This is a genomic window from Methylomonas sp. HW2-6 (assembly GCF_052474525.1).
The window spans coordinates 1710803-1726907 of record NZ_CP184124.1 but is presented as its reverse complement, the minus strand read 5'-3'; the positions used below and the strand labels follow the sequence as shown (position 1 = coordinate 1726907).

Below are 16105 nucleotides of genomic sequence, written 5' to 3'. Positions count from 1 at the left end.
CAACCGACGAAAAACATCCTAAACCATTGACTTAACGCAATGTCACTGACCTGAAGCTAACTCGGCGCCGAATACGGTCGAGAAAATTATAGAGTATGAAATCGCAGGATGAGGAATCGAAAGCCACTTGAATTGAGCTGGACTCCGGTCTGATCAGCAGGAGCGCAATCATGCTGCCCTGCTGATCAAAATAAGGCCAATCACGGATTTGCCGCCAGATGGGGCAAAGCCCTCTATGGATGGCACTCCGGCAACAGCGAACTTCGCCAGTATTGGCCTTCTTTCTCGAACAAACGCCGGCTTTCTTCCGGCCCCCAGGAACCGGCCGGATAGGTAGGGATATAGTCGCGTTCGATTGCCCAGTTTTGCAGGATCGGATCGACGATACGCCAGGCATACTCCACTTCGTCGAAGCGCAGGAACAGCGAGCGATCGCCTTTCATCACGTCCAGCAACAGATCCTCGTAAGCGTCGACCCGACGCTCGTCGGGTTGGCGGAAACTGGCATCCAGGCTGGTAGTGCGGGTGCGCATCTCCAGCCCGGCTTCTTTGACGGTCATTTCCATCCGGATGCATTCGTCAGGCTGAATCCCCATCAATACCCAGTTCGGCGTCATGCATTGCACCTGGGTGTCGCGGAAAAACTGCAAGGGCGGATGGCGAAAACAAATCGAAATCGACGACTGGCCCTTGGCCATACGCTTACCGGTCCGCAGATAAAACGGTACGCCGCGCCAACGCCAGTTGTCGATCAGCAATTTCACAGCGGCGTAGGTCTCGGTCGTGCTTTCGGCCGGGATATTGGGTTCTTCCAGGTAGGCCGGGACTTTTTGGCCGGCGATGTTGCCTTTGGCATATTGGCCGCGGAAGGCGTGGGCATGCACGGCCGACTTCGGAATCGGCCGGATCGATTTCAGGACTTTGACTTTCTCGTCACGCAGCGATTCGGCGTCCATCGATACCGGCGGTTCCATCGCCACCAAGGTCAATAGTTGCAGCAAATGGCTTTGCACCATATCGCGCAACGCGCCGGCACTGTCGTAATAGTCGCCGCGGCTGCCGATGCCCAGTTCTTCGGCATGGGTGATCTGCACGTGATCGATGTAATTGCGATTCCACAACGGCTCCAGCATCACGTTGGCGAAACGGAACACCAGGACGTTCTGCACCATGCCCTTGCCCAGATAGTGGTCGATCCGGTAAATCTGGTCCTCGCTCAGATAGCGGTTCAGGCGTTTTTGCAGCGCTTGCGCGCTCTCCAGATCGTAACCGAACGGCTTTTCGATCACGACCCGGCGCCAACCGTACTCTTCGTTGAGCAGGCCGACGTTACTCAGCGATTCGATCACGTTGCCGAAATCGCTGGGGCCGATCGCCAAATAAAACGCGATATTGCGGGAAAATTGCGGGCGACCGCCCAGGGTTTCCGCCAGCGCTTGGTAGCATTCGGCCTGGTCCAGGTCACCACGGTGGTAATCCAGGCGTTCGGCGAAACGGGCGAATTCGGCTTCGTCCAGCGGCGTTTTCGACTGCTCCTGCAACAAGGTTTTTACTTCGGCCAGCCAGGTCGCCCGATCCCACGGCCGCCGGCCGACGGCCAGGATGCGGGTGTCGTCCGGCAGTTTTTTTTCCAGTTGCAAATGATAAAACCCGGGCATCAATTTCAGCCGGGCGAGATTGCCGGTGGCGCCGAAAATCACGTAGGTACAGGGATCGGTATTCATGGCTCTGACTCCTTGCCGAAATGGCGCTGCTTAAAACAGTCTCAGCCAGTTTGCATGATTTATCGAGAGCCGTCGATCTTGGCGTGACCACTAGCACCAGGAAGTGCGGCTAGGCAGGTCGCATCGGTCCCTGCAAAGCTGCGGATTACCGGTTGCCAGGTACTAGCAGCTTGATTTTTCGGGGTGGTTTGCCGGACCGATGCAATTGGCTCCCGCGCTGACGGGAGCCGTGGCTGGAAACGCTACTGCGAACGACGCGGTTGGCACGAACCAAAAGTCATCAGGTATTGGCCAGCATCGCCAACGCCGTCAGACTGGGCAGGAAGAAATAAGCCCCGCCGCGGGTCGTGACGAACTGCTGGAAGCCGCAGACCCGGCGCCGTAACGGTTGGTCCTGAATGGTGAATTTGCGGTCGGTTTCCACTGCGCTGCCGATCAACGGATCGTCTTCGTCGTACAAGCCGGCAAATTTGACGTTGTTGATCCAGGTATGTTGCACGAATTCGAACTGACGTTCGATGTTGGCGTTCAGGCAGATGAACAGCAGACCGCGCTCGTCCTTGCCGGTGTCCTGGCTCGGATCTTCCAGATAGCTGCCGTAGCTGCGGCCGCGGCGCAAGATGCGGTGGCGGTTGGCCACTTTCAGCGATTCGGCCTCGTTTTCGCCCAAACCCACCCCGCGCGGATTGGCGCGGCGAATGTGCGAGCCGAACGGGCAACCGGTGCCGTCCTTGTCGTTAGCGAAGGTAAAGCTGTTGTCGATTTTATTGGAATCGGTCTTTTCCCCCGGCTCGACCACCGCACCGCTTTTCCAGCGGCCGACGAACTTGGCGGCCAGATATTCCGGATCGATGCCCTGCCGTGCCGCCTCGTCGTTAATGAACTGCCAGAATTCGCCGACGTTCTGTTTCAATTGGCGGAACACCAGGTAGGTACCATTGGCGCCGAATTGTTCGCTGACCGGCATCTGGGTCTTCTTGCCGTCGTACTGGTTCGGGTAGCCCAATAGAAACTCCCCGGTCGCGATTTCGCCGGCGCCGGGCACGGTTGGAAAGCCGTCGACCAGCGGATCGGAAATACCGTCGGCAAAACCGAAATGCTCCCGCACGAAACCGTGCTGGTTTTGCACCTTGGCGCCGGCATCCAGACGGTCGATTTTACTCAAGCCGGCCGCTTTTAAGCCTTTTTCGAAACTGCTGCAACTGGCGGCGTGAATCGCATCATCCTTGGAAAACAGAATCAGCAGAATATCGACTTCCTTATTGCCGTTGCCCCAACTCCATTGCGCCGGGTCGTTGGGGCCGCGGTCGCCGAGCAAGGCCGAACGGTGTTCGGAATTCATTCCTTCGCGGAACGACAGTTCGAAACTGTAGCGTTTGGCCTCGTCCGCCTCCAGTTTGCAGTAGCCGGGATAGCTGATGGCCAAGTTCAGACGGTTTTCGGTGGTGTCGTCCGGTTTTTCGGCGCCGTGACTGATCTGGCCGCTAGCGACCAGATTTTTCAACCAGGCTTTGGTTTTGGCGGCATCCTCGATCCGGAGCAGATAATAGCTGGCATTGGCCATGTATTTGTTGTAGCCGCTGAATACGATGCCTTGTACTTCGTCTAGTTTTATCGTTGTCATGGTTCAGTTCCTTATAAGCATTTCAGCCAGGCGGCCAGATCGGCGGTGGAGAACAAACCGCCATGGATGCGGCGGTTGTTATCGATGTTTTTCACCGACAAATCGGTATAGGCGCTGTACCAGACCAATTCCGGCAACTGGCTGTTACGGGCGAAGTTTTTGAAACGCTGTTCGTCGCGGGAACCGCCGCGCAACGCCAACCATTGCGTATCCGGAAAACCTCTATCCTTGGCTTGCTGGGTGTTGCTCCAGACCGCGGTCAAACCGACGCTGGCGTGGTCGATGAATTCGCCCAGGTAGTTTTCCCAACTGCCGTCGTAATTACTCATGAACAGCAGGCGTCGGCGGCCGCCGGCATTACCGGGCAGAATCACCCAACGCGCAAAATGGATCGTAACGATGCCGCTCAAATTGCCTTTGGTCGCCACCAATTTGGCGACCAGATTGATGCCGGCCAACACCACTTTCAACGTGTAGAACCGGAAGTTGCCGGGCTTGATTTCGATCACGCTGGTCAGATGGTTTTGCAACTGGCGGTCTTCGACCCGCTGAATCGCCTGCATTTGCTCGGACACCACCCAAGGTTTGTCGTCCTGTTTGTCGCGCATTTCATGCCAGCGCAGCACGACGCCGAACGCGATTGCGCCCAACACGGCCGTGGTCGTCAAAAATTCGGTAAACGGCCCGAACCAGCCGAAAAAGCCGCCGACCAGGACGATGCCGACCACCGCCAACAGCGCATTGAAGACTTTATCGCCATAGAGCGTAAAGAACGGCTGAGCCTCGATCTTGGGAATGCCGCCCGGATACACCGTATTCAAGTGCTGCACCACCGCGGCGTGGATTTGCGTTTCGCTTTGGCCGACCAACTGGCTGCGGTTTTCGTCGATGAATTTTTGGATATGGCCGCGGATTTCGCGCTGCCGGTAAATCGTATTGCGGTTCTGGCCGGGATGGGCAACGTAAAACGCATTGGCGCCCTGATCGTTGGCCAGCAAGTAAGCCGCCAACTGGCCGGCATCGCTGCCGGGATAACCGGCGCAACAGCTATACACCTTGTTGACGAACTGCGGATTCTTCGCGATCAGTTCGTTGACGAAAGCCTTGACCTCGCCGTCGATATTGGCCTCGAACGCCAGCAAGGCCGGTGCCGGCGAACTGCCCGGCGACGGATGGTCGCCGGGTATGACGAAAAAAGTGCAGTAATGCAGATGCTCGTAGGCGGCGAAGGATATCTCCTGGCCTTTCTTGTTTTTGATATCCAGCCCGATCGGCTCCAGATAGCTTTTCAGCTCCTCCAGCTTGTCCGGCAAAATTTCCGTGATAACGGTCATCGGATTCTGTTGCATAGCAAAGTCCTCTTGAAATTATTATGGTCTGGTCGAAATTACCGATCGAACGCCAGCACGAACTGATCGGGGAACGGACCGTCGTACAACAGGCACCCGCATTTCCTGAGATTGTTCAGTCTCAGCAAACTGCCCACTATCAACGGAATCTGGATGCGGTTGACGTACTCGCCGAAACAGCGGTGCATGCCGTCGCCAAAGTGCATATAGCGATCCAGCGCGCGGTCGTCGCGGACGCTGAACGGTTCCGGCCAGGCGCTTTCGTCGAACATCGCCGAGGCGGTGAAGGCAAACACTTCGGTTCCTTGCGGAATCTTGACGCCGCCGATTTCCGCACCGTATTTACAGTGGCGGCGCATCGCCGCAGCCATGGTATTGAAGCGGAACACGTCGAAGCACAGATGCAACAATTTGTCCTCGTCATCGACCGCTTGCTTGGCCCGGGCCAAGACCTCCGGCTGGGCCAGCAATTGTTCGACGATCAAGCTACTGGCCATCGACGTGGTGTCCAAAGCGCCGACGATCAGGCCGGAAATATTGCGGCGGATACCGTCGTCGTCCAGATCGTGCTGGCCGTCCAGGCCCATTTTGATCAGGCGGGACAAAAAGTCTTCGCAGACCTCGCCGTTTTGCAAACGCTGCCGGCGCTCGACAATCAGATTCAGCAGATACGGCCCCATCTCCCGGAAGGATTGTTCGGCGGTTTGCTGAATCGCGCGGTTGTTGCTCAAGTTCAGGAACAGATCGTGAAACAGCGAGCGCATCCAGCGCATCATCGTCACTTCGTCCGGCCCCGGCACGCCCAGGTAATCGCTGATGAAGCGCCGTGCCGCCGGCCGCGCCAGTTGCGACACCATATCGATCCGGCCCACCGGCAGTGCGGCTTGCACCAGCTCGTCGCAGTGTTTACGGACGATACGGCGGATCAACTCGGCTTCGTTGGGCTGGATCACCCGCCGCAATGCGCCCTGCTCGCGGCTGTATTGTTCGGACCGGTCCATGCCCAGGAAAAACGGCCCGTTCAGGCGCTGCATGTTCGGTGCGTTGATTTCGGCGATGGTGAATTCGGTATCGCGCGCCAGTGTCTCGCGCACGTCGGCGTCGCGGGTGACGATGCCGTATTTGCCGAGCACCAATACCGGCTTGTGCTCGCGCAACCAGGCGAACAATGGCCGCTGTACCTTGGCCCCGGTCAATTGGGCGATGCCGCGCGCCAAATAGTACGAAAACAGATTCTGCGGCGTGGTCGAGGTCGGGTGGTGATCCAACTCGGCCTGGCGTGGCGGCCGGTATTCGCGGTACATCTTCAACGCCAGTTCGCCGCTGCGGGTAGCGCGCAACTGTCGGCAAAACGCCTGATATTCTTCAGGCAAACTGGCGAAGGCCGGAAACTCGCCGCCGTATTGGTCCGGAAAAATCACCGGCGCCGACAGCGCCGCCAAGGCGTAATCGGCAATTCCCGGTTTTGCGCCGGCAAGATAAGCCCGGCCGTCGTTCAACAAGGCATCGAATTCGCCGAATAGCGTTTCGATTTTGGTCCGGTTGGGTTGAATGTGTTCGGCGCCGACCGGCAGATTTTTCTGCATCGCCGCGCGGATATACGGATAGGCTTTTTCCAGAATGGCTTGCTGCCAGCCCGCAATGCCCCGCCGCCAGGCCGGCAGTAAAATCTGCGGGTGCGGCAGCAACATCGAATAGGCGTAATCGCGAGTCGCCAGACCCAGGGCATCCAGTTTGCTCAGTAATTCAGCGGTGGCTTGCCGCTCCGCGTTACCGGCCGGGAACAGACGCTGATCGGCCGGCAAGCGGGCGTCGACGTATCCGACGATGTCGCGCCAGTTATCCAGCGTCGCCTCGCTGCTGACGAACACCGGCATGGCCTGACCGCCGCCACCGGCCAGTCGAAACGGCAGCAAATGCAATACCGGCGCGCTGCCTTGTTCGCGGTAAGGTACGCCGCCGGATTCCAAGACCCAGCGTACCAACTCGCAAATATGGGATGTCGGAATCGTCAGCAGGCGATTCAATTTTTTGGAACGGGCTCCGCGCCGCGTGTTTCCGGGTCTGATCATGCTTCCTACCTCGTTGTTTATAGTTATTGTGTGCATTCCCTGCTTGGCAGCATATCTCCGCCACTGCCGACAATGGCCGCTTCGGCGGCGTCACCGCCGCCAACCATCGCCCGCCGATTTAAGACCGAAATATGATAGATTAATCGTAACTAATTGAAATAAAAAGTGAAAGTGAAAAATTACCATAAGCAACAACCATGCCGTAAGGAGATCTAGTTCACAAAAACCGCCGCCTTCCAGCAAGCGCAGGCCTAACGCGCAGACGCTTGCTCCACGTTAACCACATTGCAATCTTTCTGTAACCGGACCTTAACCGTCCTGTCATCCCGAGCTTCCTATAATCCGCGGCTTATCAAACCGCTTGGGAGCCTTTCGAATGCGACATTTCCGTAAATTCCGCTTTACCCCGCTGGCTTTGGCCTTGAGTCTTGCCGGATTACTACCGGCCCACGCCGAAACCGCCGCCGCGCCGCAGCTCGAGCAAGGCATACAGATCGGCGATTTGGCGCCGGGCCGCGCCATCATTTGGAGCCGTGCCGACCGCCCTGCGCGAATGTTCGTCGAGTACGCCTACAATCCGCAATTTATCGACTCGGTGCTGATCCGCGGCCCGCATGCGACGGCCGAGTCCGATTTCACCGCCCGCCAGGATTTGACCGGACTGGAGCCCGGTAAGGACGTTTACGTCAAGGTCTGGTTCCAAGACCTGTCCAATGCCCGCAATAAAAGCGAAGCGGTGAACGGCAAATTCCATACCCTGGGTAAACGCGACAACATCCGTTTCGTCTGGGGCGGTGATATCGCCGGCCAAGGCTGGGGCATCAACGAAAGCTTCGGCGGCATGAAAATTTACGAAGCGATGCGCCAGGTGCGGCCGCAATTCTTCATCGAAAGCGGCGACAGCGTCTATTCGGACGGGCCAATCCCGGAAAGCCGGGTAGCAGAGAACGGCCAGGTTTGGACCAACTTGGTCACGCCGGAAGTCAGCAAAGTGGCCGAAACCTTGAACGAATTCCGCGGCCGTTACAAGTACAACCTGCTGGACGCGAATGTGCGCCGCTTTAATGCCGAAGTGCCGCAAATCTGGCAATGGGACGACCACGAGGTGGTCAACAACTGGTCCGACGCCAAAGACTTGAGCAATGACGCCCGTTACACCGAGAAAAACATCCCAACCTTGATCGCCAGAGCCACCCAGGCTTTCCACGAGTACGCTCCACTGCGTCCGCACGGCGCCGAAGAGTCCGAACGCGTCTACCGCAAACTGTCCTACGGCAAATTGCTGGATGTATTTGTGATCGATATGCGCAGCTACCGCGGCCCCAACACCGCCAATCTGCAAACCAGCGAAAGCCTGGACACCGCATTTCTGGGCGAAGAGCAATTGGCCTGGCTGCAAGAGGAACTGGCAAACTCGGATGCGACCTGGAAAGTCATTTCCGCCGACATGCCGATTGGCTTGAACATCGGCGACGGCCAGTTACCGGACGGCACGCCGCGCTGGGAAGCGATCGCCAACGGCAACCACGGCCCGGCCGCCGGCCGCGAACTGGAAATCGCCCGTTTGTTGAAATTCATCAAGGACGCGCGGATCAAAAACATCGTCTGGCTGACCGCCGACGTGCATTACGCCGCCGCCCATTTCTACGACCCCGCCAAAGCCGCCAGCAAGGACTTCCTGCCGTTTTGGGAATTCGTCTCCGGCCCTTTAAATGCCGGCTCGTTCGGCCCCAACAGTACCGACGGCACTTTCGGCCCGCAAGTGGTATTCAGCAAGGCACCGCCGGCCGGCCAAGCCAACCTGTCGCCGTATGCCGGGTTGCAATTCTTCGGCCAAGTCGATATCGATCAACGCAGCCGCGCCATGACCGTACAACTCAAAGACCTGAACGGCGCCGTCGTGTTCAGCAAAACCTTGCCGGCGCAAACCGGCCGCGACCGCAAATACGCGTGGGACCGCGACTAACACTGAGGCCGGACGCTGCGTCGTCCGGCCGCTCCAGTTTTAACTCTGTTACCGAATTACTTTAAGGAACCAACCATGCCAAAATCTTACGCATTCCGTCTATTACCTTTAGCCTTAGCCTCCAGTTTTGCCATGCCAGCAATTGCCGATGCCGATTTCAAACATCCCCACCACCAGCCGCACAAGCAGGCGCCACTGGTGATCGGTCATCGCGGCGCGTCCGGCTATTTGCCGGAACACACCCTGGAAAGCTACGCCAAAGCCATCGAGTTGGGCGCCGACTTCATCGAACCGGACTTGGTCTTGACCAAGGACGGCAAAATGATCGCCCGCCACGAACCGATGATAGGCGCCACCACCGATGTCGCCAGCCACCCCGAATTCGCCGACCGCAAAACCAAACGCATGTTGGACGGCGTCGAAGTGGAAGACTGGTTCGCCAGCGACTTTACCCTGGCCGAGATCAAAACCCTGCGCGCCGTGCAGCCCCGCGCCAGCCGCCCGCAGGAATTCAACGGCCTGTATCAAATCCCGACCCTGGACGAAGTCATCACCCTGGCCAAACGCCAATCGCGCCTGAGCGGCCGCACAATAGGCATTTATCCGGAAATCAAACATTCCACCTACCACGCCGATTTGCGCAACGCCAGCGGCCGTCGCCAATTCGGCCGCCATTATTTCGAAAATCGGCTGCTTGCCAAATTGCACGCCGAATACGGCAACAGCGAATGCGCACCGGTCTTCATCCAGTCGTTCGAAGTCGGCAATCTGCAATACCTGAGCAAGAAAACCGAAATCAATCTGGTGCAATTGATCGATGCCGACGACGTCAATGCCGACGGCTCGATCTCGTTGGTACCGCCCTACAAACAACCCTACGACTTTGTCAAAGCCGGCGACTCGCGCACCTTTGCCGACCTGTTGAGCGAGGACGGACTGGATTTTGTTAAATCCTACGCCGACGCAATCGGCCCGTGGAAACCCTATCTGGTGAAAACCGTGGCGGATAACGTCGACCGCAACAACGACGGCGTGGTCAACCTCAACGACCGCCGGGTCGACGGCAGCACCGGCGTATTGGAAATGGCCCACGACAAAGGCTTGAAAGTCCATACCTGGACTTTCCGCAACGACGCCAGCGGTTACGGCTTTGCCGATCCACAAGCGGAAATGACCTATTACTACGATTTGGGCGTGGACGGCTTGTTTACCGACTTTCCGGACACCGGCGTCGCCGCGCGGGATGCGTCGACCAATACCGGCAGCAATATCGAATCTTGCGGCCACCGTGGCCGGCACAATCGCCAACACCGTTGATATCGTAAGCGCCTCCGGCTGCGATGGCCGGAGGCGCGATTTTTCCGCCACTCCCAATTCCACCGCGCCAACCTGACCCGGTCCGGACAAAACCGGCCGCGGCCAGATTTTGCCAAATCCACTGACTTGGTTTGGTAGCATGTAGCACCAATCGCCATACTGCCTACGCCCTTTACAGCCGATATGCGAAATCCGAATCGTCAACAGCCATGAATCCGACCGCCGAAACCGCCGCAGCCGTCCGCGCCCATATCGATGGGCTTTACCGCTCCGAATCGCGACGGGTATTTGCCACGTTGATTCGGCTGCTCGGCGATTTCGACGTCGCCGAGGAAGCGCTGCACGATGCGTTTCGTAGCGCATTGGAGCAATGGCCGGATGCCGGCATTCCCCACAATCCGCGCGCCTGGCTGGTTTCCGCCGGCCGCTTCAAAGGCATCGACAAACTGCGCCGGCAAAGCCGCTACGACTTACACGCAGACATGGCCGATATTGCCGAAACCGAATCGGCGCCGCCCGATCCGGATGGCGACGGCCCGGAGGACGACCGGCTGCGGCTGATTTTTACCTGCTGTCACCCGGCGCTGGCGGCCGAAGCCCAAGTCGCGCTGACGCTGCGCGAAGTCTGCGGCTTGGCCACCGAGGAAATCGCCCGCGCTTTTTTGTTGCCGACGCCGACCTTGGCGCAACGCATCGTCCGCGCCAAGGCCAAAATCCGCGATGCCAAAATTCCTTACCGGACGCCGGAACCCGACGAGCTGGCCGAGCGCTTGCCACCGGTGCTGCAGGTGGTTTATCTGGTATTCAACGAAGGCTATTCGGCGTCGTCCGGCCCGGAACTTAACCGTCCCGACTTGTCGGCGGAAGCAATTCGGCTGGGCCGGCTATTGCTCGAATTATTACCGGAAGCCGAAGTACAAGGCTTGTTGGCATTGATGCTGTTGCACGAGTCCCGCCGGGCGGCTCGCAGCGGCGCCGATGGCGAATTGGTTTTGCTGGAAGACCAGGACCGGCGGTTATGGAATCGCGAATTGATCGCCGAGGGCCTGCGACTTGTGGAACAGGCCTTGCGCCAGCCGGGTTTCGGCGTCTACAGCCTACAAGCCGCTATCGCGGCGGTGCATGCGGGCGCAAGCGAAGCAGCCGCTACCGACTGGCGGCAAATCGCCGGCTTATACGAGGTGTTGCTGAAGCTGGCGCCGTCGCCTGTCGTCGCATTGAACCGCGCGGTTGCCGTTGCAATGCGCGACGGCCCAGCTGCCGGCCTGGCTTTGATCGACGCCATCCTCGCCGCTGGCGATTTGGTCGACTACCATCTGGCCCATGCCGCTCGCGCCGATTTATTGCGTCGGCTGGGTCAAGCCGACTCGGCACTCGGCGCATACCAAAAAGCGCTGGCATTGGCAAAACAAGAGCCGGAACAGCGTTTTCTGCAGCGCAGGATCGTCGAACTTGACGGTTAATCCCATCCTGCGCATCATGCTGTGGGATTCGATTGCCGGTTTAAATTAGCGCCGGTGTGGTATCGTAGCGCCCGCAAATCCGCCGTCCCGAGCCTCATTCCAAGGAAAGTCAGCAATTCATGGGTGCACAAGAAAACTTCGAACAACTCCCTTTAAAAGATTTCACCGAAAAAGCCTACCTCGACTACTCGATGTATGTGATTTTGGACCGGGCCCTGCCGCATATCGGCGACGGTCTGAAACCGGTGCAACGCCGCATCGTCTACGCAATGTCCGAGCTGGGCCTGACCGCACTGGCCAAATACAAAAAGTCGGCCCGTACCGTCGGTGACGTGCTGGGTAAATACCACCCGCACGGCGATTCGGCCTGTTACGAAGCGATGGTGTTGATGGCGCAGGATTTTTCCTATCGCTACCCGCTGATCGACGGCCAGGGCAACTGGGGTTCGCCGGACGATCCGAAATCGTTCGCGGCAATGCGTTACACCGAATCGAGGCTGACCGCGTACGCCCAAACCTTGCTCAGCGAGTTGGGCCAGGGCACGGTGGAGTGGGTCGACAATTTCGACGGAACCTTGCAGGAACCGGCCTTGCTGCCGGCGCGCCTGCCCAACGTGCTGCTGAACGGCACCACCGGCATCGCCGTCGGCATGGCCACCGACATTCCGCCGCATAATTTGCGCGAAGTCGCTGCCGCCGTGCTGCAACTGCTGGACGAACCGGAAACGCCGCTGGAAGGTTTGTTGGCACACATCAAAGGCCCGGATTTTCCGACCGACGCCGAAATCGTCACCCCGGCCGCCGACATTCAACGGCTTTACACCACCGGCAACGGCTCGGTGAAGATGCGGGCCAAATACGAAGTCGAAGACGGCAACATCGTCATCACCGCGCTGCCGCACCAAGTCTCCGGCGCCAAGTTGCTGGAGCAGATTGCCGCGCAGATGCTGGCAAAAAAACTGCCGATGATCGAGGACCTGCGCGACGAGTCCGACCACGAGAATCCGACCCGGCTGCTGATCATTCCCAAAACCAAGCGTACCGACGTCGACGCGGTGATGTCGCATCTATTCGCCACCACCGATCTGGAGAAAAACTACCGGGTCAACCTGAACATGATCGGCCTGAACGGTAAGCCGCAAGTGAAAAATCTGCGGCAAATCCTGACCGAGTGGATTACATTCCGGACCGAAACCGTGCGTCGACGTTTGCAATACCGTTTGGACAAGGTGTTGGCGCGCTTGCATATTCTGGAAGGCTTGTTGATTGCCTACCTGAACATCGACGAAGTCATCGCCATCATCCGCCACGAAGACCATCCCAAACCGGTGTTGATGGCGCGGTTCGGGTTGACCGATGTCCAAGCCGAAGCCATTTTGGAGTTGAAGCTACGCCATCTGGCCAAACTGGAGGAAATGAAGATTCGCGGCGAGCAGGATGAACTGGAACAGGAACGCCAGGCGTTGGAGAAAACCCTGGGCTCCGCGCATTTGTTGAATCGGTTGATTAGAAAGGAAATCGAACGCGATGCCGAAAAATACGGCGATGCCCGCCGCTCGCCGATCATCGAGCGCGAAGCGGCACAAGCGCTGGACACCACCGAACTGATCGCCAACGAACCGGTCACCGTGATCCTTTCGCAAAAGGGCTGGATCAGAGCAGCCAAGGGCTACGATATCGAAGCCGAAGGTTTGAGTTACCGCGCCGGCGACGGCTACCTGTCGTCGGCCAAGGGCCGCACCACGCAACCGGCCTACGTACTAGATTCGACCGGCCGGGTCTATACCGTCACGACGCACGATTTGCCGTCGGCACGCAGCCAGGGCGAACCTTTGACCGGCCGCCTGAATCCGCCGCCGGGCAGCCTGTTTACCGCTGTATTCACCGGGCAAGCGGACGACTGGGTCTTGATGGGCAGCAGCGCCGGTTACGGCTTTCGGGTGCAATTGAAAGAGCTGTACAGTAAAAACAAGGCCGGCAAGGCGGTACTGTCGGTTCCGGACAAATCCAAAGTGTTGACCCCGACTCCGATTCCGGCCGAACGAGATTTGCTGGCAGTAGCGACGTTACAGGGCCGGCTGCTGATCTTCCCGGTCCAGGATTTACCGGAACTGGCCAAAGGCAAAGGCAATAAGCTGATTCAAATCCCAACCGCCGATTTGGCGAGCGGCAAAGATGCCGTAGTCGCTGTCACGGCGATTTCGGCGGACGGCGAGCTTAAGGTGGTCTCCGGCAAACGTTTTGTTACATTGAAGAAAATCGATATCGAACAGTATGCCGGCAATCGCGCAAATCGCGGCGCATCTCTGCCGAGAGGATTCCAAAAAGTCGATGCTCTGGAATTTGTAGCCGAATAGCCGATAAAACCATTTCTTTCAAAAAGTTACTACTTTTTTCGACATGAGTTTTTTGCAATATCGCCGAGAATCGGAAACAGGCAAAGCCGGCTTAATTTAAAAAGTGGTTGACGCGCTTCGAATAACAGCCTATGATGGCGATCTTTCTGAAGCGCCAAGGCTCTTCGGGGATAAAAAGAAGGTCAATTCGGGGTATAGCGCAGTCTGGTAGCGCGTCTGCTTTGGGAGCAGAATGTCGGGAGTTCGAATCTCTCTACCCCGACCAAGATTTGCGCTTGTAGCTCAGCCGGATAGAGCATCGGCCTTCTAAGCCGAGGGTCGCAGGTTCGAGTCCTGCCAAGCGTGCCATCGCAAAAATCATCATAATGGTGAGCGTAGCTCAGTTGGTAGAGCCCCGGATTGTGATTCCGGTTGTCGTGGGTTCGAGCCCCATCGTTCACCCCACCATACTCTTGAAAGTCAAGCCTTTGTTCCAATCAAGTCACCGGCCAATATTTTGCCCGCGCCCTGACTTAACTGCTCAAAAAGACAAGCCCCCCACCTGCCCCACCTAAAACAAGCCGTATCCGCAAACGATTTGTTTTCGCCTGCAGTAGCTTCAAGACTCTAAATCCTATCTATCCGGCTTAATGTCAAATGCAATACAAATTCGTTCCTGGTCGGAATTGAATGGAATTGTGCGATGAAACAACGAAGATGGAAATAACACCAGATCGCCGACTTGTTGATCGACGATTTGGGTCGGAAAGTCGTCGTGCAGCCGCGGGTAGTCATCGCCGTCGGTACCGTATTCGAAACTGCCTTCATGGTTGTTGCATTTGTCCGGTAGTTGCAAATAAACGCAACCGCTAATCCAGCCTTCTTCGTGGATGTGTGAGGTCAGATAGCCGCCCTGGTCCATGCGCAAATACCAGGAGCTGGCGAATTCCAGCGATTTGGGAAACAAACGAATCAACGCGTCATTACTCCCGGCAAAGTGTTGTTGGTAGGCTTTGACCTTGGCGCGGATCAGTGTCGCCAACTGCTGAAACGAGGCTTCCGGCCGCTGTAACAAATTTCCTGCCGACTGCATGCCGTAATACAAACGCCCCTGCTTGCGTTCGGCGATGGCCAGGTGTTTGACGTCATCCAGCAATTGGTTCAGCAAGGCGCTGCCGGGTTCCGTCAGTTCGGCTATCCGGGTGTGCTGAACAAACGCCATCGGATCGCGACAGTAGCCGTACACGTCGGATTGCCGGAAATTGGTGGCGTAGTGGGTCGCCAAACTGCCCAGCAATACCGAGTTGTGGCGGTCTTGGCCGATCAATTCATCCAGGCGCTGTTTGAACGCGTCGAATTGACGCGTTTTATACAAACACAACAACACCCGCTCTTGAGCGTCGGCGAAATCCGACGCCGAGAAGCAAGGGATCGCCTGCTCGAACTGGCCTCCCAAACAATAACTCTCGCCCAGATTGTAATTGGCACGGCCGTGCTCGGGATTGGCTTGCAGCGCGGCGCGGTAACAACGCACCGCTTCCTCCATGTTGCCTTGGTCGCGGTAAATTTCACCCAGGTCGTTCCAGGCATCGGCGAATTGCGGATCCAGCCGCAACGCTGCTTTGAAAGCTTCGATGGCTTGGCCGTGCGCGCCCTGGTCGTAAAGATTGGTGCCGAGATTGAAATAGCCCAGCGCATCGGCATTGATCTCCAGGGCTTTGCGGTAACATTGCTCGGCCGCTTTCAGGTCGCCAAGCGTTTGCAGCACCGCGCCCCAATTGGCCCAAGCCTGGTAATAACCGGGTTGTTGCTCGACGGCCGTTCGATAATGCTTGGCTGCATCCTGCCATTGGTTTTGCTGCTGCAACAGCGCGCCCAAATTGAAATGAGCAACGGTCAGATCCGGCTTGGTTTGTAGCGCCTTGTGGTAAGCGGCGATGGCGCCTTTGGCGTCGTTGAGTTGGGTATAAATCGCGCCGAGGTTGAAATGGATTTCGGCGATATTGGGATCGATGGCGATCATCTTGCGGAAGCTAGCCGCCGCCTCGCGCAACTTGCCTTGCACCTGTTGGCACATGCCCAACAGATTCAGTAAAGGCAAGGATTTGGGGAATGCGCTCAGCAAGCCTTGCGCCTTGGTTTCCGCCAACGGGATTTGGCCGGCCTGGTACAGTTGATGGATGGCCTGTAATTCCGCCGGTTGCGGTTGTTTGGGCTGGGCTTTCATCGTCAGTCGATACCCGTGTGCTGGTTA

At 57.6% G+C, this 16105-nt stretch carries 9 protein-coding genes and 3 tRNA genes; 7 read left to right on the top strand and 5 right to left on the bottom strand.

Going from position 1 to position 16105, the window contains the following annotated elements:
• Positions 1-233: 233 nt before the first annotated feature.
• The 4 genes from zwf to ACH518_RS08930 all read right to left on the bottom strand — a co-directional run bounded on the left by zwf (position 234) and on the right by ACH518_RS08930 (position 6769).
• Entirely contained in the window at positions 234-1724 is a 1491-nt protein-coding gene (zwf, locus tag ACH518_RS08945; RefSeq protein ID WP_445372632.1) for a glucose-6-phosphate dehydrogenase, read from the bottom strand.
• Positions 1725-2004: 280 nt separating this feature from the next.
• On the bottom strand, positions 2005-3348 hold the full coding sequence (locus ACH518_RS08940; RefSeq protein WP_445372631.1) for a Dyp-type peroxidase: 1344 nt from the start codon (positions 3346-3348) through the stop codon (positions 2005-2007).
• Between the two features lie 11 nt (positions 3349-3359).
• Positions 3360-4697, bottom strand: coding sequence for a hypothetical protein (locus ACH518_RS08935; protein ID WP_445372630.1), 1338 nt, complete (start codon positions 4695-4697; stop codon positions 3360-3362).
• 38 nt (positions 4698-4735) lie between these two features.
• Entirely contained in the window at positions 4736-6769 is a 2034-nt protein-coding gene (locus ACH518_RS08930) for a cytochrome P450 (protein WP_445372629.1), read from the bottom strand.
• Positions 6770-7145: 376 nt separating this feature from the next.
• Here ACH518_RS08930 and ACH518_RS08925 point away from each other — a divergent pair, with 376 nt between their 5' ends.
• The 7 genes from ACH518_RS08925 to ACH518_RS08895 all read left to right on the top strand — a co-directional run bounded on the left by ACH518_RS08925 (position 7146) and on the right by ACH518_RS08895 (position 14316).
• Entirely contained in the window at positions 7146-8735 is a 1590-nt protein-coding gene (locus ACH518_RS08925; RefSeq protein WP_445372628.1) for an alkaline phosphatase D family protein, read from the top strand.
• A gap of 75 nt (positions 8736-8810) precedes the next feature.
• Positions 8811-10052, top strand: a complete 1242-nt coding sequence (locus ACH518_RS08920; RefSeq protein ID WP_445372627.1) for a glycerophosphodiester phosphodiesterase — start codon at positions 8811-8813, stop codon at positions 10050-10052.
• Positions 10053-10261: 209 nt separating this feature from the next.
• On the top strand, positions 10262-11515 hold the full coding sequence (locus ACH518_RS08915) for an RNA polymerase sigma factor (RefSeq protein ID WP_445372626.1): 1254 nt from the start codon (positions 10262-10264) through the stop codon (positions 11513-11515).
• 119 nt (positions 11516-11634) lie between these two features.
• Entirely contained in the window at positions 11635-13872 is a 2238-nt protein-coding gene (gene parC, locus ACH518_RS08910; protein WP_445372625.1) for a DNA topoisomerase IV subunit A, read from the top strand.
• A 188-nt stretch (positions 13873-14060) separates the two neighbouring features.
• Positions 14061-14137, top strand: a tRNA-Pro gene (locus ACH518_RS08905).
• Positions 14138-14143: 6 nt separating this feature from the next.
• Positions 14144-14220, top strand: a tRNA-Arg gene (locus ACH518_RS08900).
• A gap of 20 nt (positions 14221-14240) precedes the next feature.
• Positions 14241-14316 (top strand) — tRNA-His (locus ACH518_RS08895).
• A 169-nt stretch (positions 14317-14485) separates the two neighbouring features.
• Here ACH518_RS08895 and ACH518_RS08890 read toward each other — a convergent pair.
• Positions 14486-16078, bottom strand: a complete 1593-nt coding sequence (locus ACH518_RS08890) for a tetratricopeptide repeat protein (protein ID WP_445372624.1) — start codon at positions 16076-16078, stop codon at positions 14486-14488.
• Positions 16079-16105: the final 27 nt, after the last annotated feature.

Bases quoted from the DNA above. Each gene is read 5' to 3' on its own strand.
- zwf (WP_445372632.1), bottom strand. From the start codon at position 1,724: ATGAATACCGATCCCTGTACCTACGTGATTTTCGGCGCCACCGGCAAT.
- ACH518_RS08940 (WP_445372631.1), bottom strand. From the start codon at position 3,348: ATGACAACGATAAAACTAGACGAAGTACAAGGCATCGTATTCAGCGGC.
- ACH518_RS08935 (WP_445372630.1), bottom strand. From the start codon at position 4,697: ATGCAACAGAATCCGATGACCGTTATCACGGAAATTTTGCCGGACAAG.
- ACH518_RS08930 (WP_445372629.1), bottom strand. From the start codon at position 6,769: ATGATCAGACCCGGAAACACGCGGCGCGGAGCCCGTTCCAAAAAATTG.
- ACH518_RS08925 (WP_445372628.1), top strand. From the start codon at position 7,146: ATGCGACATTTCCGTAAATTCCGCTTTACCCCGCTGGCTTTGGCCTTG.
- ACH518_RS08920 (WP_445372627.1), top strand. From the start codon at position 8,811: ATGCCAAAATCTTACGCATTCCGTCTATTACCTTTAGCCTTAGCCTCC.
- ACH518_RS08915 (WP_445372626.1), top strand. From the start codon at position 10,262: ATGAATCCGACCGCCGAAACCGCCGCAGCCGTCCGCGCCCATATCGAT.
- parC (WP_445372625.1), top strand. From the start codon at position 11,635: ATGGGTGCACAAGAAAACTTCGAACAACTCCCTTTAAAAGATTTCACC.
- ACH518_RS08890 (WP_445372624.1), bottom strand. From the start codon at position 16,078: ATGAAAGCCCAGCCCAAACAACCGCAACCGGCGGAATTACAGGCCATC.